Source organism: Streptomyces pyxinicus, from assembly GCF_024753135.1.
GTDB lineage: Bacteria > Actinomycetota > Actinomycetes > Streptomycetales > Streptomycetaceae > Streptomyces > Streptomyces pyxinicus.
In genome coordinates this window covers 1-18,897 of record NZ_JANUGP010000010.1, presented here as the reverse complement: position 1 = coordinate 18,897, position 18,897 = coordinate 1, and the positions used below count along the sequence as shown (strand labels likewise).

The following is an 18,897-nucleotide window of genomic DNA, read 5'->3' as shown; positions in this document are numbered from 1 at the left end:
CGGGCCCTCCCCTACCGCCCCCCTCAAGGGGTCAGTTGGCGAGCTTGAGGCCCCGGTCGGTGATGCCGGACTCGGCCTTGCGCTCGCCCGCCTCGACGCCGGCGGTGAAGCCGGACTTGGCGGTGGTGTCCTGGATGGCGGTGTAGACGTCCATCTGGTCGGGGCCCCAGGTCCAGCCGGGGACGATGGTGTCGGCCTGCCGCGAGGCGAGGCCGTACAGGTCCTGCCCGTCGAAGTAGCCGGTGTCGAACTCGGCGGCGGCGACCTTGCGCATGTCCGGGTCGGCGGGCAGGGCGCTGCTGGGCGACTCCAGGTCGGCGAGGCGGGCTTCGACGCCGGCCTTGTTCGTGGTGAGCCAGGTGATGAACTCGGTGGCGGCCTCGGCGTGTTCGCTGCCCTTGAGGACGCCGTAGGAGGTGCCGCCGTAGTTGCCGCTGGCGGCGGTGCCCCAGTGGGGCAGGGGGGCGACGGCCCACTTGCCCTTGAGGTCGGGCAGGGCGGTCTTCATGCCGCCGGCCGACCAGGAGGCGCCGAGGAAGGCGATCGTCTTGCCCTGGGCGCGGGCCTTGGTCTCCTCGGGGCTGTAGCCGGTGAAGGTCTGCACGAGGCCGTCCTTGACGAGGCCGTCCCAGTAGGCGGTGACCTTCTTGGTGGGGGTGTCGTCCACGCCGGTCTTCCAGGCGTCGCCCTCGGTGCCGAACCACTTGCCGCCGGCCTGCCAGGACAGGGCGGCCAGCAGGGCGGGGTCGTTCTTCGGGAGGGAGGCGAGGCGGACGCCGCCGTCCTGCTTCTTGACCTTCTCCGCGGCCTTCCGGAACTCGTCCCAGGTCGTGGGGACGGTGATGCCGTACTTCTTGAAGAGGTCGGTGCGGTAGTAGAGAAGCTGGGGTGCCAGGTCGTAGGGGACGGTCCAGGTGCGTCCGCCGAAGGTGACCAGGGACTGGACGGACTTGGGGAACTTCGTCCTGACCGTGTCGCCCGCGTACCGGGTGAGGTCGAGCAGATTGCCCTGGCTGGCGAACTCGGGGACCATCTGGTACTCGATCGTGGCCACGTCGGGCGCGTTGCCCGCCTTCACCGCGTTGGCGAGCTTGCTGTAGCCCTCGGTGCCGCTCGGTATCTCGGTGAACCGGATCTTGATGTCCTTGTGCGTCCGGTTGAACGCGTCGACGGTCGACTTGGCGCCGAGGGTCCAGGTCCAGTAGTCGAGGGTCACCGGCTTGCCGTCGGAGGCGGCGTCCGTCGCACCGTCACCGCCGCCGCAGGCGGTGGCGAGCAGCCCCAGCGCGGTGGCGGCGGCGGTGACGGCGAGGGTGCGGAACGATCGTGACGTACGCGTCATGGCACGGCTCCTGTGAGACCTCGTACGGGAAGAGGCGGTCGCAGGACATCTTTTGTGCACGACAGGTGAACGTCAAGAGCGTTCGCGCAAGATAATCAAAACGATCGCGCAGCGATCGGTTTCCGGGCGGCCTATTGCCGAGCGGGCGGTCCGGCTCAGCACGCGTCGACGGGCGCGCGTCCGCCGCAGGAGGAGCGGATGCGCAACTCCGGGAGCAGGTCGAGGTGTTGCCGGGGTCCGGGCCGCCGTCCGGCCGCCTTCTCCGCGAGGCGCTGGAGCAGGAGTCCCGCGGCGAGTTCCCCGACCGAGCGGGTGGGCGGGGCGACGGCGGTGAGCGGGACGTCGGCGAGTCCGGCGACCTGGTCGTCGTAGGCGATGAGCGCGAGGTCGCCCGGGACCCGTACGCCGTGCGCCTGGAGCCGGGGCACGAGCACGATGGCGTCCTCGTCGCTGTGCACGAGGGCGGCGGTGACGCCGCGTTCGCGGACCGCGCGGACCAGGTAGTCGACGGAGGAGTCGTAGTCGCCGTGTTCGCGCACGCTCGGCGCGCCCTGGTCGACGTCCATGCCGCGGGCGCGGACGGCGGCCTGGAAGCCGGCGCTGATCCGGTCGGCGTGCGGGCCCTCCTGGAGTACGGCGGTGATCCTGCGGTGGCCGAGGGCGGCCAGGTGTCCGACGGCGAGGGCGGCGCCCTGGGCGCGGTCGGTGCGCACCCGGTCGAGGCCGGCCGCCGGGTTGCCGGGCGGCGCCGAGCGTTCCACCAGCACGGTGGGCACCTCGCACTCGACCAGCCATTCCTCCTGTCCGTCGGCGGGCACCCCGCCGAACCAGCTGGGCGCCACCAGCAGGCCCTGGGCGCCGCCCGCGACGAGGTGTCCGGCCTGCACGGAGTCCTCGGTGTCGACATAGCCGGTGACACCGAGGACCAGGCGTCCGCCGTGCGCGCCGACGGCCTCGCGGGCGCCGCGCACGATGTCGGCGAAGATGCTGACCGTGGTCGGCACGATCATGCCGATCACGGCGCCCTCGGCGGACTGCGGGCGCCGCTCGGGGGCCGGGGCGGTGTCGCCGGGCCAGACCACCGCGCCGTGCAGCCGCTGCACCCGGCCCTGGGCCGCGAGGGTCTCCACGTCGCGCCGCAGGGTGACGGCGGAGACGCCGAGTTCGGCCGCCAGTTCGGCCACGCGGAGGCTGCCCCGCCGGCGGACGAGTTCGAGCACCCGCTCGTGGCGCTGGTCGACGTGCAGTCGCATGGGGTTCCCCCTGGCACAGTGGTCCGAGGCCTTTTACTCTACGCCCCTCAATCGTATCGATCGGTTCCAATCAATTCGATCGCTCCTGTGTTCGGACAGGGGCCAGCGCAGCACTCAGTTCCCCTCTATCCGGCATACATCTGCACTGAGTGTCAGGGGTGGCGCCCGGGTGCTACGTTCCCGTCCATGAGCTCCAGCAGCGCGGTGCCGGCCGCGAAGCCGCCGATGCGGGACGCCCTGGTCGCGGCGGCCTTCCGGCTCTTCCTGGAACGCGGGTACGAGCAGACCACCGTGGACGACATCGTCGCCCTCGCGGGGGTCGGGCGGCGCTCGTTCTTCCGCTACTTCCCGTCCAAGGAGGACGTGGTCTTCCCCGACCACGAGCGCTGCCTGGCCGACATGACCGCCTTCCTCGCGGCGAGCGGCGCGGAGCACGAGCCGGTGCGGCGGGTGTGCGACGCGGCCCGGATGGTGCTGGGCATGTACGCGGAGAACCCGACGTTCTCGGTGCAGCGTTACCGGCTGACCAGGCAGGTGCCGGGCCTGCGTGCCTACGAGCTGTCCGTGGTGTGGCGCTACGAGCGCGCGCTCGCGGCGTATCTGCGCGGGTGGTTCGCCGGGCAGCCCGACGGGACGCTGCGGGCGGACGTGATCGCGGCGGCGGTCGTCGCCGCGCACAACAACGCGCTGCGCTCCTGGCTCAGGTCGGACGGCGCGGGCGACGCGGGCGCGGCGGTGGACCACGCGCTGGGGTGCGTGCAGCGGGCGTTCGGGCGCCCGGCGGAGGTCGCGGGGCGGGCCGGCGGTTCCGGTCCGGCGCCGCTGTGGGGGGCCGGGCGCGCGGACGACGTGGTGGTGCTCGTCTCGCGCCGGGACGCTCCGGTGTGGCAGGTGGTGCGGGAGTGGGAGGCGGCGCTGGGCCGCGGCTGACCTGGCGGGATACCGGCCAGATTCGGGGTACGCAGTGCCTTTACGCGTGACACTGAGTGCCATACGCTGTCGGGCGTGCACGGTGGCACGGCTACCGCGCACGCGTGCCCGGTTCGCGCCGGGCGCGCGGGATTCCGGCCGAGCGCAGGGAGTTGACCAGCGTGTACCACCATTCAGCAAGCGTCTCGTATCCGGCGGCCGGTTCGGCGGCGGGTGTTCTCGAACCGGCCGCCGCCGACTCCCCCGACGCCCTCGTCTTCCAGCGCTGCGCCTGGTGCGGCACGGCGATGTTCCACCGCCTGCTGTGCCCGGTGTGCCAGGGCAGCGAGCTGCGCACGGAGCGCAGTGAGGGGGTCGGCACGGTCCGCCACTCGTCCGTGGTGCACCGCAACACCCCGGCGGCGCGCAACGTGTCGTTGGTCGAGATGGCCGAGGGTTTCGTCGTCCGGGGCCGGGTGATGGGTCCCCCGATCGGCATCCACAGCGGCGACCGGGTGTGCCTGTCGACGGCGAAGGACCCGGTGCGCGGCGAGCCGGTCTTCCAGTTGGTGGACGAGCCGTACCGCGCCTGGGCCTGACGCCCGCGCCCGGCAATTCCCCACCCCTCGGCCCGGGTTGCCTCGGCCGGCACCCCTCGGCCCGGGTTGCCTCGGCCGGCTCGCGCCACCGATGTGATCGATCCCCCGCGCCCCACAGGCAACCCACAGACTCTTCCTTCCCTCCTCCTCGTTCGAGGGCCTCCCCGTCACCGAGGGCAGGCCCCGGCAAGGGGTTCGAGGAGGAACAGTGGTCCGTGCCCGGCACATAGGGGTGACCGCCGCCGCGCTGCTCGCGGTGGCGGGGGCGTCCCCGGGGGTGGCAGCCGCCCAGGAGCAGCCACCACCGTCGCACAGCAGGACGCTCGCGGACGGCGGGACGCTGCCGCCCGGGTGGCGGCTCACCGACGGGCGTTCGGCACCCCGGCTGGAGTGGCGCTCGGCGCGCCCGGTGCCGATGGGTGACGCCCGGGTGGAATTCCGGTCCGCCGGGCGGCTGTTGGGCGTCCCGGAGCAGGGCGGGGACGGGCGCACCTTCCGACTGCCGGTCGACGCGCGGCACCCGGAGCGGCTGCACGGCCTCCAGGTCTGGTCCGGCGGACGCCGGCTGGACGCGCGGGAGTCCACCGTCTCCGCGCCGGCGGTCCGGCCGCCGGCCCCGTTGCCGGCCAACGGCGTGGACCCGGGCAAGCCCGGTTCGTACCGCACGAGGACGGGGACGTACGACCTGAAGTCGGTGCGGCTGCCCGGCTTCCCGAAGCCCGTGGAGATGCGCGGGGTGGTCGTCGCCCCGGTCGGCGCCGCCGGCAAGCGCCCGCTCGCCCTCTTCCTGCACGGCCGGCACTACACCTGTTACCAGCAGAACGGCGGCGGAGCCGGCGGTGACTGGCCCTGCGCGGCCGGCAGCAAGCCGGTGCCGAGCGAACGCGGTTATCTGCGCGACCAGAAACTCCTCGCCTCGCAGGGCTACCTGACCGTGTCGATCGCCGCGAACGGCATCAACGGCCAGGACGGGGCCGTCGACGACGGCGGCGCGCAGGCCCGTTCCTCGCTGGTGCGGCTGCACCTGGCCGACTGGGCGGACTGGACCGCGCACCCCGAGAAGGCACCGGCGTTCGTACGGCAGTCCCCGCGCGCCGATCTGGACAAGGTCCTGCTGGTCGGTCACTCGCGCGGCGGCGAGGGCGTCAGCCGGGCCGCGATGGACAGCCTGTACCCGCCGCCCGCGGCCGAGGACGGCTATCACGGCCCGGTCCGCTGGAAGGTCCGCGGCACCGTCCTGATCGGCCCCACCGCCTTCGGCCAGAACCCGGTGCCCGACGTGCCGTCCCTGACGATCCTGCCGGGCTGCGACGGCGACGTCTCCGACCTCCAGGGCGAGGCGTACGTCGACGGCACGCGCGCGACCGGCGGCGGCAGCGCGCTGCACAGCGCCGTGTACGTGCTCGGCGCGAACCACAACTTCTTCAACTCCGAGTGGACGCCCGGCCAGTCGGCGGCACCTTCCGAGGACGACTTCTCCGACGACCCGCACCACCCGGACCCGGTGTGCGGCAAGCGGGCGGCGACCCGGCTGACCGCCGACCAGCAGCATCGGGCCGGTTCCACGTACATCGCGGCGGCGGCCCGGCTGTTCCTGGCCGGGGACGACCGGGTGCGGCCGCTGCTGGACGGTTCCGGCAAGCGGGCGCCGTCGGCGGATCCGGCGCGGGTCCTCAGCCACGCGGTGGGCGCCCGCCGGGGTGCCGGGTTCCTGCCGGACGGCGGGGTGTCGGTGACCGGCGCCAAGCTGTGCGACGCGGTCGACCCGAGCCCGGCCAAGGCCTGCCTGGGCCAGGGGACGAAGGGCGCCTCCCCGCACTTCGCGCAGTGGGAGACCGAGCGGGAGGCCGGCCGGCACGCCGTCGCCCTGCACTGGACGCGCGCCGGGGCCCCGGCCCGGGTGACCGCGCCGAAACCGCTCTCGCTGTCCGGCGCCACCTCGCTGGCGGTGCGCCTGTTCGTACCGCCGAACTCGACGAACACGCGGCTGGACGTGGACCTGACCGACGCGTCCGGACACCGGGCGACGCTCGGCCGGATCCGCGCCGACGGACTGCCGGGCAGTGAGCGGACCGCGTCCTACTGGGCGCGCGAGTTCCGGGTGCCGCTGACCGCCGCGACCCGTGCCGGGCTGGACCTGAAGTCCGTCACGTCGCTGACGCTGACCCCGCGTTCGGGTTCCGGGCGGGCCTGGCTGATGGACGCCTGGGGCTGGCGGGCCGGCACCCCGGCGGTGCGGACGGCCGCGACGCCGCGGGTGGACCTCGGCCGCACCACCGTGGACGAGGGCGACTCCGGCGTGCGCACCTACCACGTCCCCGTCCGGGTCACCGGCTCCGGCAGCGGCCAGGTGCGTCTCTACGTGCTGGACCCGAGCACCGGCGCGACGAAGGACCGGCTGGTCACGGTGCGCGCCGGCGGCGCGGGTGTGGACATCCCGGTCGAGGTGAAGGGCAACACCCGTTACGGCAACGACGTGTCGTACGACGTCGTCGCCAAGGCGGTGCACGGCGCGGTCGTCGGTTCGTACCGGGGCGGGATCACCGTGCGCAACGATGATCCCGCGCCGAGGATGACGGTGACGCCGGTCGCGGACCGGGTGGCCGAGGGCAAGACGCTGAAGTGGCGGGTGACGCTGTCCGAGGCGGTCGACATCGACATGGGCGCGCTGCTCCGGGCCAGGCCGGTCACGGGCGCGGAACTGTCCACCAAGGACGTCTCGGCGCGCTGGCTGCGGGACACGGCCGGGGTGAAGCCGGACCCGGAGCGCAAGCTGTCCGCGGTGGACGAGCTGTACCTGTGGGTGGACGTCCCGGCGGGCCGCACCACTGCCGACGTCACCCTGCCCACGGTCAAGGACCAGGTGCGTGAGGGCGTGGAGTCGGTGCGGTTCCAGCAGGTCGACATGGCGACGAACAAGCCGGTGACCGACGGCCTGGTGCTGTCCGGGTCAGTGACGAACGCGTCGTAGCGCGCGCTGTCCCGGTGGCGCTGTCCGGGTGGCCCTCAGGTTCCCAGGGTCACCCGGATGCCCACCGTGCCGGCCGTGCCGCGCCGCAGTCTGCTGCCGAGCAGCGTGAGGCGGCCCACGATGCCGTACTTGCGGGCGATGAGGGCGCGGTAGCGGGCGGTGGTGGCCGCGTCGGCGATCTCGGCGCGGGCCGGCGACTGGTCCCCGGTGGGGTTGCCGCGCACGTCACAGGGGCCCACGAGGACGTCGGGCCGGCGCCGGATCCGCTTGACCTTGTGGCTGCCCGCGGCCGTCCACACCCCGAGGGCGTCGCCGTCGCGGACCACCCAGACGGGGGTCGCGACGGGGGTGCCGTTCTTGCGGTAACTGGTCACCAGCAGGTACTTGCCGGAACCGAGCCGGTCGAGCCGCGTGTCGTCCATGTCCGGCAGTGTAGGAGGCCGCCCGCCGTCCCGGCAGACCGCCGCGGACCGGCGCCGGCCGTCACGCCACCGCCGCCGCCATCCGCCGCACCCCCTCGGTGAGGATCTCCGGTGTGGTCGCGAGGTTGAGGCGGGCGTGGCCGGCGCCGCCGGTGCCGAAGGGCAGGCCGGAGCTGAGGGCGACCCGGCCGCGTTCCAGGAAGGCGGCGGCCGGGTCGTCGCCGACGCCGAGGGCGCGGCAGTCGAGCCAGGCCAGGTAGGTGGCCTCGGCCGGGTAGGGGCGGACGGCGGGCAGGTGGGCGGCGAGCAGGTCGCTCAGCAGGGCGCGGTTGGCGTCGAGTCCGGCCAGCAGCGCGTCGAGCCAGTCCGTCGCCTCGCGCAGCGCGGCGGTGTGCGCGATGACGCCGAGGTGGCTGGGTCCGTGGCCGACCTCCTCGGGCAGCCGGTCCAGGTCGGCGCGGGCCCCGGGTCCGGCGAGGGCCAGGGCGGCCTTGAGCCCGGGCAGGTTCCAGCCCTTGCTGGCGGACATCAGGGACAGGCCGCGTTCGGCGCCGGGCACGCTCAGGTACGGCACGAAGGCGGTGCCGGGGGTGACGAGCGGGGCGTGGATCTCGTCCGCGACGACCCGGACGCCGTACCGCTCGGCGAGGGCCGCGACGGTGGCGAGTTCGGCGGCGGTGTGCACGGTGCCGCCGGGGTTGTGCGGGCTGCACAGCAGGTAGGCGGCGCGCCCGCCGTCGGCGGTCAGTTCCCGGAAGGTCTCCTCCAGCGAGGCCGGGTCGATGCGCAGGGCGGGGTCGAGCGGGTTCTCCACCACCCGGCGGTCCAGGTGGGTGAGGAACGCGAAGAACGGCGGATACACGGGCGGGTTGACGACGACCGGATCGCCCGGCCCGGTGACCAGTTTGAGCATCTCGACCACTCCGAGCATCACGTCCGGGACGATCGCGGTGCGGGCGATGTCGATCCCGGACCAGCCCCAGCGGTCGGCGGCGAAGGCGGCGAGCGCCTCGGCGTAGGCGGTGCCGGCCGGGTACCCGGTGTCGCCGAGGGCGAGGGCGTCGGTGACGGCGCGGACGACGGGTTCGGCGAGCGGTACGTCCATCTCGGCCACCCACAGGGGCAGCACGTCCTCGGGGTAGGTGCGCCATTTCATGCTCGTACGACGCCGCAGCCGCGCCAGGTCGAGGGCGCGCAGCGGATCCGGGTGGCCGGGTGTGCCGTGCGGGATGCTGGTCATGCGGCTCAAGATAGGGGGCCGCGGAGTGAGGGGGAACGGGGACACGGGGGCGGACGGCGGGCCGGTGCGGGTCTCGCGGGTGTGGTCGGCGGCGGGTGCGGGCGGCGGTGTCCTGCTCACGAGCCACCGGTGTCAGGGGGACCCCGGGGCCGGTGAACACCCAGGCGCCGGGCCCCGTATGGAGGGGTGGGTCCTCGACGAGCCGGGGGCCCGGCGGTGCCCGGACGGGCATCGCGTCTCCGGGTCGGCTTCGGGAGCCATGCATGCGGCACGCACGACGACGCCTCGTCCGGCGGGTGACACGGTCGGCGGCGGTCGGCGGACTTCTGCTGGGGGGTGCGATGGTCGCCCAGGCGGCCATGGCGAGCGAGACTCCGCCGGCCGCCGCCCGGCCGCTCGCCGCCGCCGGCCGCGGTGGTGACGCGGGCGCCGCGCTGGTGGCGCGGCTCGGTACGGCGCGGACGGCGGGCAGGTGGACCGGCGCCGACGGGCGGCCGGTGGTGGCGGTGACCGACGCCGCGGCGGCCGGGGAGGTCCGGCGGGCCGGGGCGGTGGCGAAGCTGGTCCCGCACAGCATGAACGAGCTGAAGTCGGCCACGGCCGCGCTGCGTTCGGCGCCGCGGGTCGCCGGGACGGCGTGGGCGGTGGACTACCGCACCAACCGGGTGGTGGTACGGGCGGACCGCACGGTGTCCGCCGGCGACTGGTCCGCGCTGACCCGGGTCGGGGTCCGCGCGGGTTCGTTCGTGCACATGGAGCGCACTCAGGACACCTTCAGCACGCGGTTGAACGGTGCCCAGCCGATCCTGTCGACCGGCGGCCGCTGCTCGGCCGGGTTCAACGTCACCGACGGGCGGCGGGACTTCATCCTCACGGCCGGTCACTGCGGACCCACGGGCTCCGTCTGGTTCGCCGACGGCCAGGGCGACCGGCAGCTCGGCAGCACCGTCGACAGCGCCTTTCCGGGCAACGACTTCTCCCTCGTGACGTACGACTCCGGCAAGGCCGGCGCGGGCGCGGACGTGGTGGCGCTCGGCGGCGGCAAGGGCGTGCGGATCACCGGCGCCGGCGAGGCGACGGTGGGGCAGCGGGTGTTCCGCAGCGGCAGCACCAGCGGTCTGCACGACGGCCGGGTCACCGCGCTGAACGCGACCGTCAACTACCCGGAGGGCACGGTCACCGGGCTGATCGAGACGGACGTGTGCGCCGAACCGGGCGACAGCGGCGGCCCGTTGTTCTCCGACGGTGTCGCGCTCGGCGTCACCTCGGGCGGCAGCGGGGACTGCACGGCGGGCGGTACGACGTTCTTCCAGCCGGTGACGAAGGCGCTGACGTCGCTGGGTGTGCGGCTCATCACGGCGGCGCCGGCCACGGGTGGCGCCGCCGGTGGCGGCTCCCCCGCGCCGTCGGCCTCCTCGGCGGGCGGCGCGGCGGACCCCGGTTCGGCCTCGCCGGGCTCTGCGGCGCCGGTGTCAGATGCCGCTCGGGGCGGCACCACCCTGCTGGCACGGCTGACGGACACCCGGAACGTCGGTCCGGGGCTGCTGGTGATCGCGGGGAGTCTGGTCGCGCTGGTCGCGACCCGGTACCTCAGGGCCGAGCAGGACCGCAAGGCGTATCAGCGGCGCTACTCGACGACGTGGGGCTGACGGACGGCGGCGGTCGTTCCGCCACGGTGGTCACGAGAAGGGCACCCGTGCTCGCGCGGGTGCCCGGGACGGTTCGGCGCGGGGTGCGCCGGTGGGTCAGGCCGCGCGGTGCGACTCGGCCTCCGGGGCCGCTGCGGCCCACTCCAGCACGAGGCGCTGGTACTCCGCGCGCTGCTCGGTGGTCAGTGTCCCGCCCGACCGGAGCCACAGGGCCCGGATCTCCTCGTTGACCTCCGCGGCCGATCGCTCGGAGGCGGTTGCAACAGTGGTGGACATGCTGTGAAGCATATGCCGACCGAGGTGAAGGCGCTGTGAGCAAGTAGGAGCGATACGGACATTTCGGACCGTGTTACTCATCACGTCAATCTGTCAAGCCCCCACGGGAGTTCGGTTTCCAAAGCCTCGGAACTGCGGCACGGCGAAGCGGCCGCGGGAGTCCGGCCGGCTGCCTGCCGGGCACGAGGGCGGTCACCGCTTCCCGGCGGACGGCTTCGTCACCGCGGTCGACACGCGCACCCCGCCGCCGGTGGACGCGGGGGTGGCCGCCCGCCGCACCCTGCCGGGCGTCGTCGCGCACGAGTCGGCGCGGCAGGGCGGACGGCGGCCGGCGATCCCGGCTTCGGGGACGCGCCCGGGCGCCGAGGCTCAGGTGCCGGGCTTGCGGCCGTAGACGTAGACGTCGTCGCCGTTCTTCAGCAGCGACCAGTACTTCTTGGCGGTCGTCGGGGTCATGTTGACGCAGCCGTGCGAGCCGGGCGGGTTCCACATGCTCAGGCCGACCGAGTGGAAGGCCTGGCCGCCGTTGAAGAACTGGCTGTAGGGCATCGGCACGTCGTACAGGTTGGAGACGTGGTCGATGTCGCGCCAGTAGATCTTCTTCAGCCCGGTGCGGGTCTCGTAGCCGTCCCGGCCGGTGCGCACCGGGACGGGGCCGTAGACCAGCTTCTTGCCGTCCTGGATCCAGCTCAGCTGGAGCGTGAGGTTCACGCAGGTGATGCGGCCCTTGTTCACGGGGCACTTGCCGTCCTTGTTCGGCTTGTTCCCGACGGCCTTCTGCTTGTTCATGAGGTCCATCACGCCCCAGGTGACCGACCCGGCGTAGCCGATGTTCGGCGTGATGCCGTGCTTGTTCTGGAAGGCCTGGACGGCCTTGCAGTCGGCGGCGGACTGCCTGCCGTCGACCGGGCGGCCCAGGAACTTCTCCACCTGCTTCTGGTACGGCCCCGCCTGCGTCGTACAGCTCGCGGCCTGGGCCGGTGCCGTGGTGAGGGCGAGCGCCAGCGGTGTCACCAGTCCCGTCACGCCGAGCGCGACGACACCTCGTCTACGTATGTCCCGCATGCCGGACATGTCTCCTTCTCCCCTTTTTCCCAGGGGGCCTCCCCGGGTCCTTCGTGCGCGGTTTCCCGCGGCCTCGGAGAGCTAGACCTGTCCGGCCGGTCCGGGGTTGTGTTTCCGGCCAGGCTGTGACGAAACGGTTAACTTCGGCATCGCGTGGATCGGGCCCTACCCGGCCAGCCGCTCGTCCAGCTCCGTGAGGTCGGTGAGGAACCAGAGCTGGGCCCCTTGGTTGGACTCGTACACGAAGTCGCGCAGGGCGGCGCTCTCGGCGACGTGGCGGGAGATGTCCCCGATCACGGCGAGGCGGAGCCGGTAGGTGGCGAACTTCTGGACGGCCGCGCCGGCGACCCCCGAGCGCAGCCGGAAGAAGTCGTCGGCGACCCGCCGCACGGGAAGGGCGACCAGCTGGGCGTCGTGCCCCATGGCGTCGCCGATCAGGTCCAGGGCCGCGCGCTCGCCGTCCAGCGGGGGGCCCTCGGGGGCGCAGCGCAGGACGCGGGTGCCGTGCAGGGTCAGGAGGGTGTCGGTCGTCATGACCGGGATCCTAGGGGCGGGCCTCAGGGGCCCGCCCCCGAAATATGCCGGGGTGTGTCAGTGGCCGCGGTCCAGCCACTCCTGGAGGTGGGGTGCCTCGGCGCCGATGGTGGTGGGGTCGCCGTGGCCGGTGAGGACCTTCGTCTCCGGCGGCAGCGTGAGCAGGCGGTCGCGGATGGAGTCGATGATCGTCGGGAAGTGGGAGTAGGAGCGTCCGGTCGCGCCCGGGCCGCCCTGGAAGAGGGTGTCGCCGGTGAAGACGGCACCGAGCCCGGGGTCGTGCAGGCACACCGCGCCGGGGGCGTGCCCCGGGGTGTGCAGGACGGTGAGGTCGGCGCCGGCCGCCTCGATGACCTGCCCGTCGGTCAGGAGCCGGTCGGGGTCGCGGTCCGGGTGGGTCATCTTCCACAGCGGCAGGTCGTCGGGGTGCAGCCAGATGACCGCGCCGGTGAGGTCGGCGAGGGCGGGGGCGGCGTCGATGTGGTCGTTGTGGGCGTGGGTGCAGATGATCGCGGTGAGCCGGCGGTCGCCCAGCGCCTCGGCGATGGCCCGGGCGTCGTGGGCCGCGTCGATGACGACGGCCTCGCGTTCGTCGCCGACGATCCACACGTTGTTGTCGACGTCCCAGGTGCCGCCGTCGAGGGTGAACTGGCCGGAGGTGACGAGGCGTTCGATGCGCGTGGTCATCACAGCACCACCACCGAACGCAGCACGTCGCCCTGGTGCATCCGCGCGAACGCCTTCTCCACCTCGTCCAGTTGGATGGTCTCGGTGACGAACGCGTCGAGCGGCAGCCGGCCCTGGAGGTGCAGGTCGATCAGCAGGGGGAAGTCCCGGCTGGGCAGGCAGTCGCCGTACCAGGAGGACTTGAGGGCGCCGCCGCGGCCGAAGACGTCCAGCAGCGGCAGTTCGAGCTTCATCTCGGGGGTGGGGACGCCGACGAGGACGACGGTGCCGGCGAGATCGCGGGCGTAGAAGGCCTGTTGGTAGGTCTCGGGCCGGCCGACGGCCTCGATGACGACGTCGGCGCCGAAGCCGCCGGTCAGCTCGCGGACCGCCTCGACCGGGTCGGTCCGCTTCGCGTTGACGGTGTGGGTGGCGCCCAGGGTGCGGGCGGTGTCCAGCTTGCGGTCGTCGATGTCCACGGCGATGATCCGCGCCGCGCCCGCCAGGTTCGCCCCGGCGATGGCCGCGTCGCCGACGCCGCCGCAGCCGATGACGGCGACGCTGTCGCCGCGGCCGACGTTGCCGGTGTTGATGGCGGCGCCGATGCCGGCCATCACGCCGCAGCCGAGGAGGCCCGCGACCGCCGGCGAGACGGACGGGGCGACCTTGGTGCACTGGCCGGCGGCCACCAGGGTCTTCTCGGCGAACGCGCCGATGCCGAGCGCCGGGGACAGCTCCTGTCCGGTCGCGGCGAGGGTCATCTTCTGCTCGGCGTTGTGGGTGTTGAAGCAGTACCAGGGGCGGCCGCGCAGACACGCCCGGCAGTTGCCGCACACGGCACGCCAGTTGAGGATCACGAAGTCACCGGGCGCGACCTCGGTGACGCCCTCGCCGACCGACTCGACCACACCGGCGGCCTCGTGGCCGAGCAGGAAGGGGAAGTCGTCGGAGATGCCGCCCTGCTTGTAGTGGAGGTCGGTGTGGCAGACACCGCAGGCCTGGACACGGACGACGGCCTCACCGGGCCCCGGGTCCGGCACCACGATCGTCTCGACCCGTACGGGCTCGTCCTTCCCCGGTGCGATCACGCCGCGAACTTCCTGCGCCATGGCCTGGTCCCTTCCATCGGTTGCGTTCACCACCGACCCTACGCGCGACCGATCGATGCCCGCACGGGCCACGACGGTGACCGCCGGTCCGCACGGTGCGCGGCGCGGCGTCGAACTGTCCCGGCGTCCTTCGCTCTTCGTGCCGGGCAGGCCGGAGGGCCGCCCCGGCGGGGGCGGCCCTCGGTGCCGGGGGGGTGGGCTCAGTGGATGCCGCCGAGCAGCCCCAGCACGGGCGCCACGGGGGCGAGGACCTGCTCCAGCTGGTTCAGCTGGTTGAGTTCCTTGAGGTGCTTGACGGAGTCCAGCTGCTGGGAGAGCCGCGGGATCCGGTCCTTCTGCGGTGCGGGGATGCCGGTGCCGGGCAGCGAGTCCAGCGTGCTCATCGCGCCGAGCTTCCCGACGAGCGAGTGGTCGAAGTCGGCCGCGTTCGCCGCCGGTGCGGCGAGGCCGGCGATACCGGCGGCGAGGCCGACGGCGGCCGCGATGCGTCGTGTTGAGATCATGCCCTCAGCAACGCCGGCGGGGCCCGGCCGGACACGGGCGGCCGGCCGCGCTCACTCGTGAGGCGGAGCACGCGGCCTGCGCTTGCCGAGGCCGCCGGGCCGGAGGACGCTCGGAGGTGGGGCCCGGGCGGCCCGCTCCCCGCCGGGCCGCGGGCGCCTGAAGGAGGTCACCATGGGCACCGCGACAGGCTCCGCCTTCGACGCCGAGACGCTGCGCCGGGGCATAGAAGGGAACACCGGGAACACGCTGTTGGCGCTCTACGCCGACGACGCCGAGATCCGTGTCGTCGACCACGCGAACCAGCCGAGTCACCCCACCGTGCTGCGCGGGCGGGGTCAGATCGCCGAGATGCTGGACGACATCTACGGCCGCGACATGACGCACAAGCTGGAGCAGTGCGTCGTGGAGGGCGACCGTGCCGCGTTCAGCGAGGCCTGCGAGTACGCGGACGGCACCCGGGTGCTCGCCGAGTCGATGGTCGTCCTGCGGGACGGCAAGATCACCGAACAGCTGATCATCCAGGCCTGGGACGAGTAGGGATTCCCGGGCATGTCAGGCGGTTCCAGGAGGATCGCGCGGGTCCAGGTCACCTCCCGGATGACCTGGACCTTCTCCGCCCGGGCGGCGGCGGGGAAGGCGCGGCCGGCACGCCGAGGGCGCCCACCGGTCCCCGCGACCGCCCCGCCGGTGACCGTGACACTGCTGTGCTCGGCGGCCCTGCTGCGGTCGGTGCTGCGCGCGGTGCGGGGGCGCCGGGCGCCGGCGCGCGCGCTGCGTACCGGCCGGCGCGCCCGGTTCCGGTGAGCGGGCCTGTCGGGGACGGGCAGGGGCCTCGTAGCCGCTCTCGGTTACGCTGGTCCCGGGTCGTGACTGGCGCTGAGGTGGAGTACCACCGGGGAGCGGCCCGGGTCGGATGCCGCGCGCCTGGGCGAGGAGAGTCGATCCAGCCCAGGAGTGTGCAGCATGGCCCAGGCCCGTCTCATGGACGGCACCGCCCTTGCCCGCCGCGTTGTCGAGGACGCCGCGAGGAAGGCCGCCGATCTCACCGCGCGCACCGGCGGCGCGCCGTGTCTGGCGACCGTGCTGGTCGGCGAGGACCCGGCGTCCGTGACCTATGTCCGCATGAAGCAGAACCGCTGCCGCCGGGCGGGCGTCGCGTCCCGGCACGTGGCCCTGCCCGCGACCACGACCACCGCCGAACTCGTCGGTATTCTGCGTGAGTTGTCGGCCGATCCGGGCGTGCACGGCATCCTGCTCCAGCACCCGGTGGGCGACCATGTCGACGAGCGGGCCGCGTTCGAGGCGATCGCGCCGGAGAAGGACGTCGACGGGGTCACCTTCGCCTCGTTCGCCACGATGAGCTTCGGTCTGCCGGGCTTCGTGTCCTGCACGCCCGGCGGCATCCTGCGGCTGCTGGACGAGTACGGCGTCGACCCCGCCGGGAAGCGGGCGGTGGTCGTCGGCCGCAGCGCGATCCTGGGCAAGCCGGTGGGGATGCTGCTGCTGGCGCGGGACGCGACGGTGACCTACTGCCACTCGCGCACCCGGGACCTGTCGGCCGCGGTCCGCGAGGCCGACATCGTCGTGGCCGCCGTGGGCCGGCCGCGGCTGATCCGCGGGCAGGACATCAAGCCCGGCGCGGTCGTGATCGACGCCGGGTACAACCCGGGGAACGTCGGTGACGTCGACTTCGACTCGGCGGTGGAGCGGGCGTCGCTGATCACGCCGGTGCCGGGCGGGGTCGGTCCGATGACGATCGCCACGCTGCTGGAGCAGACCGTCGACGCCGCCGCCCGGCAGCTCGGCGCGTAGGGCTCAGCGCATCCAGGCCTTGTACTCCATGACGTCGCCGGCCTTCACCCCGTAGCGCGGGTCGTCCCGGGTGAAGGTCGTCTCCATGCCGAGGACGGCGCCGGTGCGGGGGTCGAGGATCAGCATGCGCCGGCCGTGACCGTCCCCGCCCTGGTGCGCGTAGGCCTCTCCCCGGCGCCCGAGCCGGTCGGTGACCTCCCCCAGCGGGCGCAGGCCGCCGCTGTCGGCCAGGAGCCGGACCAGCGCGGCGGACTCACGGGCGCCGAGCGTCCAGTGGTCCAGCAACTGGTCGACGCCGTCGAGGAGTTCGTCGGTGGACAGGGTGCGGGCGGGGGTACGGCGGCCGGGCTGGACGGTCTCGCCGAGGTAGGTACGGAGGGCGGCCGGGGTGTGCGGCGGGGTCGCCGCGGGCGGCGCGTCGCTCCAGCTCGGCGGGTAGGTGGTGCGGCTGATCACCTGGCCGTCCGCCACGACGTGCGGGTCGAGGGCCGTGTCGGTGAGGACGGGGCGGCCCGGGTGCCGCGGGTCGGTGGCCACCACGACCTCGGTGCCGCCGGCGTCGGCCCGCCACCGCACGACTCGTTCCTCGGGCAGGGTGACCGGGGGTTCGCCGTCCGCCATGCCGAGGCTCCAGGACTGCACATGGGTGCCCTTGCGCAAGCGCGGGGAGCCGTCCTGGGCCGCCGCGGCGGCCAGTTCCGCCATGCGCGCGAGCGGTACGGGCGTGGAGTGGACGCGCACGGTCAGCGGCCGGGGCGCGGCCAGCGCGGGCTGGGTGCCGGGGCCGACGAGCACCGCGGTGAGGGTGGCCGCGAGGACGGCACCGGCGGCGGCGAGGGCCCACGCCGGGCGGGGGCGCGGCAGCGGGATGCCGGTCCGGGTGCGGAGGCGGGCGAGGCGGCGCGGTGCGGGCGTCTCGCGCGGAGTCCGGTACGGCGCGGTACGGCGCGGCAGCCGGAAGCGGCGCGGTGGGGGCGTGTGGTGCAGGAGCCGGTCGAGGTGCCGTTCCGCGTGCGGGTCCAGGGGACCGTCCCCGAAGTGCGGCGCGTCGGCCGGTACCGGGTTGGCCCGGCGCAGGAGGTCGAGTTCGTCAGGCATGGCGGAGGTCCTTGCGGGGGCGTGCGCCGGGGGTGGACGGGAGCGGGGCGGTACCGGCCGGCGAGGCGGGTCGCCGGTGTTCCTGGCCGGGCGGCCGAGGGTTCGCGGGGCGGGGGCCGGGTGCGGGGGGCGCCTTGTCCTCCGGGGGCCCGGCGTGCGGCCCGCGCGGCTGTCCGGGGCGCGGAGCCTCTCCACCCGTCGGGGGCGCGACCGGGCCGGCCGGGGGCGGCGTGGGGTGTGTGCCGGGGGCCGGGCCCTGGGATGCCGGGTGCGGGCCGTCGGTCGCGGCGGCGGATCGTGCCGGGCCGGTGCCGGGGGCCGGGTCATTGCCGGGGACCGGTCCCCGTGCCGCCCGGTGCAGGCGGTCGATCTCGGTGCGCAGGCGGTGGCGGGCGCGGTGCAGGCGCATGGCCGCCGCGCGGCTGCCGCAGCCGAGGACGACCGCGATCTCCTCGGTGCCCAGTTCCTCCCAGGCCGCGAGGCGCAGTACCTCGCGGTCGGCCGGGGAGAGCCGGTCGAGCGCCTCGTGCACCCAGGCGCCGGGCGCCTCGGTGTCGGGGCTGGCCACGATGTGCCGGCCGTGCGCGGCCTCGTCGTTGCCTATCCGGTCCACCAGCCGGCGCCGCCGCCCGAAGCCGCGTACCGCGTTCGCCAGGCAGTTGCGGGCCACCCCGTACAGCCACGGCAGCGGTGCCTCCGGCAGGTCGCCACGGCGGCGCCAGGCCACGGTGAACACCTCCGCCACCACTTCCTCCACCTCGCCGGTCCGCCCCTGAAGTCGCCTCGCGACATAGCGGCTGACCGCCCAGTAGTGCTCGCGATAGGCAGCGGCGAAGATCTCGTCGTTGCTCATGTTCGGTTCGTGTCCGGCACTTCCCGGATCGTCACACCCTTCTCCGGTGATGTTCGTCGCCTCGTCCGAGTGTGATCTGCCGCGTCGGCGCGGACACAGGCGGGGCGTGAAGAGGATCAGAGACACCAGGGCCGTGCAGTGGCTCACCACCACCGACCACAAGACGATCGGGACGCTCTATTTGGTCACAGCGTTCGCGTTCTTCCTGATCGGTGGTGTGATGGCGCTGCTGATGCGCGCCGAGCTGGCCCGTCCGGGCCTGCAGATCATGTCGAACGAGCAGTTCAACCAGGCGTTCACGATGCACGGCACGATCATGCTGCTGATGTTCGCGACGCCGCTGTTCGCCGGTTTCGCGAACTGGATCATGCCGTTGCAGATCGGCGCGCCGGACGTGGCGTTCCCGCGGCTGAACATGCTGGCGTACTGGCTGTACCTGTTCGGCTCGCTCATCGCGGTCGGCGGTTTCCTCACCCCGCAGGGTGCGGCGGACTTCGGCTGGTTCGCGTACGCGCCGCTGTCGGACGCGGTCCGCAGCCCGGGTATCGGCGCCGACATGTGGATCATGGGTCTGGCCTTCTCCGGCTTCGGCACG

19 protein-coding genes, 2 pseudogenes and 1 riboswitch are annotated in these 18,897 nt (G+C 73.8%); of the genes and pseudogenes, 9 read left to right on the top strand and 12 right to left on the bottom strand.

Annotated elements, in window-relative coordinates:
• Nucleotides 1–31: 31 nt before the first annotated feature.
• The gene (locus NX794_RS15570) at nucleotides 32–1,342 is read right to left on the bottom strand and encodes an ABC transporter substrate-binding protein (protein WP_258779132.1); all 1,311 of its coding nucleotides are present in this window, start codon (nucleotides 1,340–1,342) and stop codon (nucleotides 32–34) included.
• A gap of 155 nt (nucleotides 1,343–1,497) precedes the next feature.
• Nucleotides 1,498–2,595 carry a substrate-binding domain-containing protein gene (locus NX794_RS15565; RefSeq protein ID WP_258779131.1) on the bottom strand — a complete coding sequence of 366 codons (1,098 nt, stop codon included), beginning with the start codon at nucleotides 2,593–2,595 and terminating at the stop codon, nucleotides 1,498–1,500.
• A gap of 186 nt (nucleotides 2,596–2,781) precedes the next feature.
• On the opposite strand from NX794_RS15565, the gene NX794_RS15560 reads away from it, so the two are divergent.
• From NX794_RS15560 to NX794_RS15550, 3 genes are all read left to right on the top strand, one after another.
• Nucleotides 2,782–3,525, top strand: a complete 744-nt coding sequence (locus NX794_RS15560) for a TetR/AcrR family transcriptional regulator (protein WP_258779130.1) — start codon at nucleotides 2,782–2,784, stop codon at nucleotides 3,523–3,525.
• Nucleotides 3,526–3,686: 161 nt separating this feature from the next.
• Nucleotides 3,687–4,103: a Zn-ribbon domain-containing OB-fold protein gene (locus NX794_RS15555; protein ID WP_258779287.1), complete on the top strand. Its 417-nt coding sequence runs from the start codon at nucleotides 3,687–3,689 to the stop codon at nucleotides 4,101–4,103.
• 208 nt (nucleotides 4,104–4,311) lie between these two features.
• Complete coding sequence (locus tag NX794_RS15550; RefSeq protein ID WP_258779129.1) at nucleotides 4,312–7,074, top strand: dienelactone hydrolase family protein; 2,763 nt, start codon at nucleotides 4,312–4,314, stop codon at nucleotides 7,072–7,074.
• A gap of 35 nt (nucleotides 7,075–7,109) precedes the next feature.
• Here the strand turns inward: NX794_RS15550 and NX794_RS15545 are convergent, their stop codons facing one another.
• Both NX794_RS15545 and NX794_RS15540 read right to left on the bottom strand, forming a co-directional pair.
• Entirely contained in the window at nucleotides 7,110–7,496 is a 387-nt protein-coding gene (locus NX794_RS15545; RefSeq protein WP_258779128.1) for a PPOX class F420-dependent oxidoreductase, read from the bottom strand.
• Nucleotides 7,497–7,557: 61 nt separating this feature from the next.
• The gene (locus NX794_RS15540; RefSeq protein ID WP_258779127.1) at nucleotides 7,558–8,736 is read right to left on the bottom strand and encodes a MalY/PatB family protein; all 1,179 of its coding nucleotides are present in this window, start codon (nucleotides 8,734–8,736) and stop codon (nucleotides 7,558–7,560) included.
• A gap of 263 nt (nucleotides 8,737–8,999) precedes the next feature.
• Here NX794_RS15540 and NX794_RS15535 point away from each other — a divergent pair, with 263 nt between their 5' ends.
• Nucleotides 9,000–10,385 (top strand): S1 family peptidase, encoded by a 1,386-nt coding sequence (locus tag NX794_RS15535; RefSeq protein ID WP_258779126.1) that lies wholly within the window; start codon nucleotides 9,000–9,002, stop codon nucleotides 10,383–10,385.
• Between the two features lie 96 nt (nucleotides 10,386–10,481).
• Here the strand turns inward: NX794_RS15535 and NX794_RS15530 are convergent, their stop codons facing one another.
• Nucleotides 10,482–10,673 (bottom strand): hypothetical protein, encoded by a 192-nt coding sequence (locus NX794_RS15530; protein WP_258779125.1) that lies wholly within the window; start codon nucleotides 10,671–10,673, stop codon nucleotides 10,482–10,484.
• 130 nt (nucleotides 10,674–10,803) lie between these two features.
• Here NX794_RS15530 and NX794_RS15525 point away from each other — a divergent pair.
• A pseudogene (locus tag NX794_RS15525) lies at nucleotides 10,804–11,055 on the top strand (hypothetical protein); the annotation flags it as partial.
• Here NX794_RS15525 and NX794_RS15520 read toward each other — a convergent pair.
• From NX794_RS15520 to NX794_RS15500, 5 genes are all read right to left on the bottom strand, one after another.
• The gene (locus tag NX794_RS15520) at nucleotides 11,031–11,726 is read right to left on the bottom strand and encodes a L,D-transpeptidase family protein (protein WP_258779124.1); all 696 of its coding nucleotides are present in this window, start codon (nucleotides 11,724–11,726) and stop codon (nucleotides 11,031–11,033) included. The pseudogene NX794_RS15525 and the gene NX794_RS15520 overlap by 25 nt on opposite strands.
• 165 nt (nucleotides 11,727–11,891) lie before the next feature.
• A complete protein-coding gene (locus tag NX794_RS15515; protein ID WP_258779123.1) occupies nucleotides 11,892–12,260 on the bottom strand; it encodes a DUF4180 domain-containing protein in 369 nt (122 codons plus the stop codon).
• 57 nt (nucleotides 12,261–12,317) lie between these two features.
• Nucleotides 12,318–12,947: an MBL fold metallo-hydrolase gene (locus tag NX794_RS15510; RefSeq protein ID WP_258779122.1), complete on the bottom strand. Its 630-nt coding sequence runs from the start codon at nucleotides 12,945–12,947 to the stop codon at nucleotides 12,318–12,320.
• Nucleotides 12,947–14,035, bottom strand: a complete 1,089-nt coding sequence (locus NX794_RS15505; RefSeq protein WP_258779121.1) for an S-(hydroxymethyl)mycothiol dehydrogenase — start codon at nucleotides 14,033–14,035, stop codon at nucleotides 12,947–12,949. The genes NX794_RS15510 and NX794_RS15505 overlap by 1 nt, the downstream gene beginning before the upstream one ends.
• A gap of 200 nt (nucleotides 14,036–14,235) precedes the next feature.
• Entirely contained in the window at nucleotides 14,236–14,538 is a 303-nt protein-coding gene (locus NX794_RS15500) for a hypothetical protein (RefSeq protein ID WP_258779120.1), read from the bottom strand.
• Nucleotides 14,539–14,710: 172 nt separating this feature from the next.
• Here NX794_RS15500 and NX794_RS15495 point away from each other — a divergent pair, with 172 nt between their 5' ends.
• From NX794_RS15495 to NX794_RS15485, 3 genes are all read left to right on the top strand, one after another.
• Entirely contained in the window at nucleotides 14,711–15,076 is a 366-nt protein-coding gene (locus tag NX794_RS15495; RefSeq protein WP_258779119.1) for a nuclear transport factor 2 family protein, read from the top strand.
• Between the two features lie 12 nt (nucleotides 15,077–15,088).
• Nucleotides 15,089–15,343: a hypothetical protein gene (locus NX794_RS15490; protein ID WP_258779118.1), complete on the top strand. Its 255-nt coding sequence runs from the start codon at nucleotides 15,089–15,091 to the stop codon at nucleotides 15,341–15,343.
• A 52-nt stretch (nucleotides 15,344–15,395) separates the two neighbouring features.
• A riboswitch (ZMP/ZTP riboswitch) is annotated at nucleotides 15,396–15,476 on the top strand.
• Nucleotides 15,477–15,502: 26 nt separating this feature from the next.
• Nucleotides 15,503–16,351 carry a bifunctional 5,10-methylenetetrahydrofolate dehydrogenase/5,10-methenyltetrahydrofolate cyclohydrolase gene (locus NX794_RS15485; protein WP_258779117.1) on the top strand — a complete coding sequence of 283 codons (849 nt, stop codon included), beginning with the start codon at nucleotides 15,503–15,505 and terminating at the stop codon, nucleotides 16,349–16,351.
• A 3-nt stretch (nucleotides 16,352–16,354) separates the two neighbouring features.
• On the opposite strand, the gene NX794_RS15480 is transcribed toward NX794_RS15485, so the two are convergent.
• Together NX794_RS15480 and NX794_RS15475 are read right to left on the bottom strand one after the other, a co-directional pair.
• Nucleotides 16,355–17,449 (bottom strand): CU044_5270 family protein, encoded by a 1,095-nt coding sequence (locus NX794_RS15480; RefSeq protein WP_258779116.1) that lies wholly within the window; start codon nucleotides 17,447–17,449, stop codon nucleotides 16,355–16,357.
• Nucleotides 17,450–17,807: 358 nt separating this feature from the next.
• A pseudogene (locus NX794_RS15475) lies at nucleotides 17,808–18,302 on the bottom strand (RNA polymerase sigma factor); the annotation flags it as partial.
• 49 nt (nucleotides 18,303–18,351) lie between these two features.
• Here NX794_RS15475 and NX794_RS15470 point away from each other — a divergent pair.
• Nucleotides 18,352–18,897, top strand: a 546-nt coding sequence (locus tag NX794_RS15470) for a cbb3-type cytochrome c oxidase subunit I (protein ID WP_258779286.1), incomplete at its 3' end; no start/stop codon positions are given.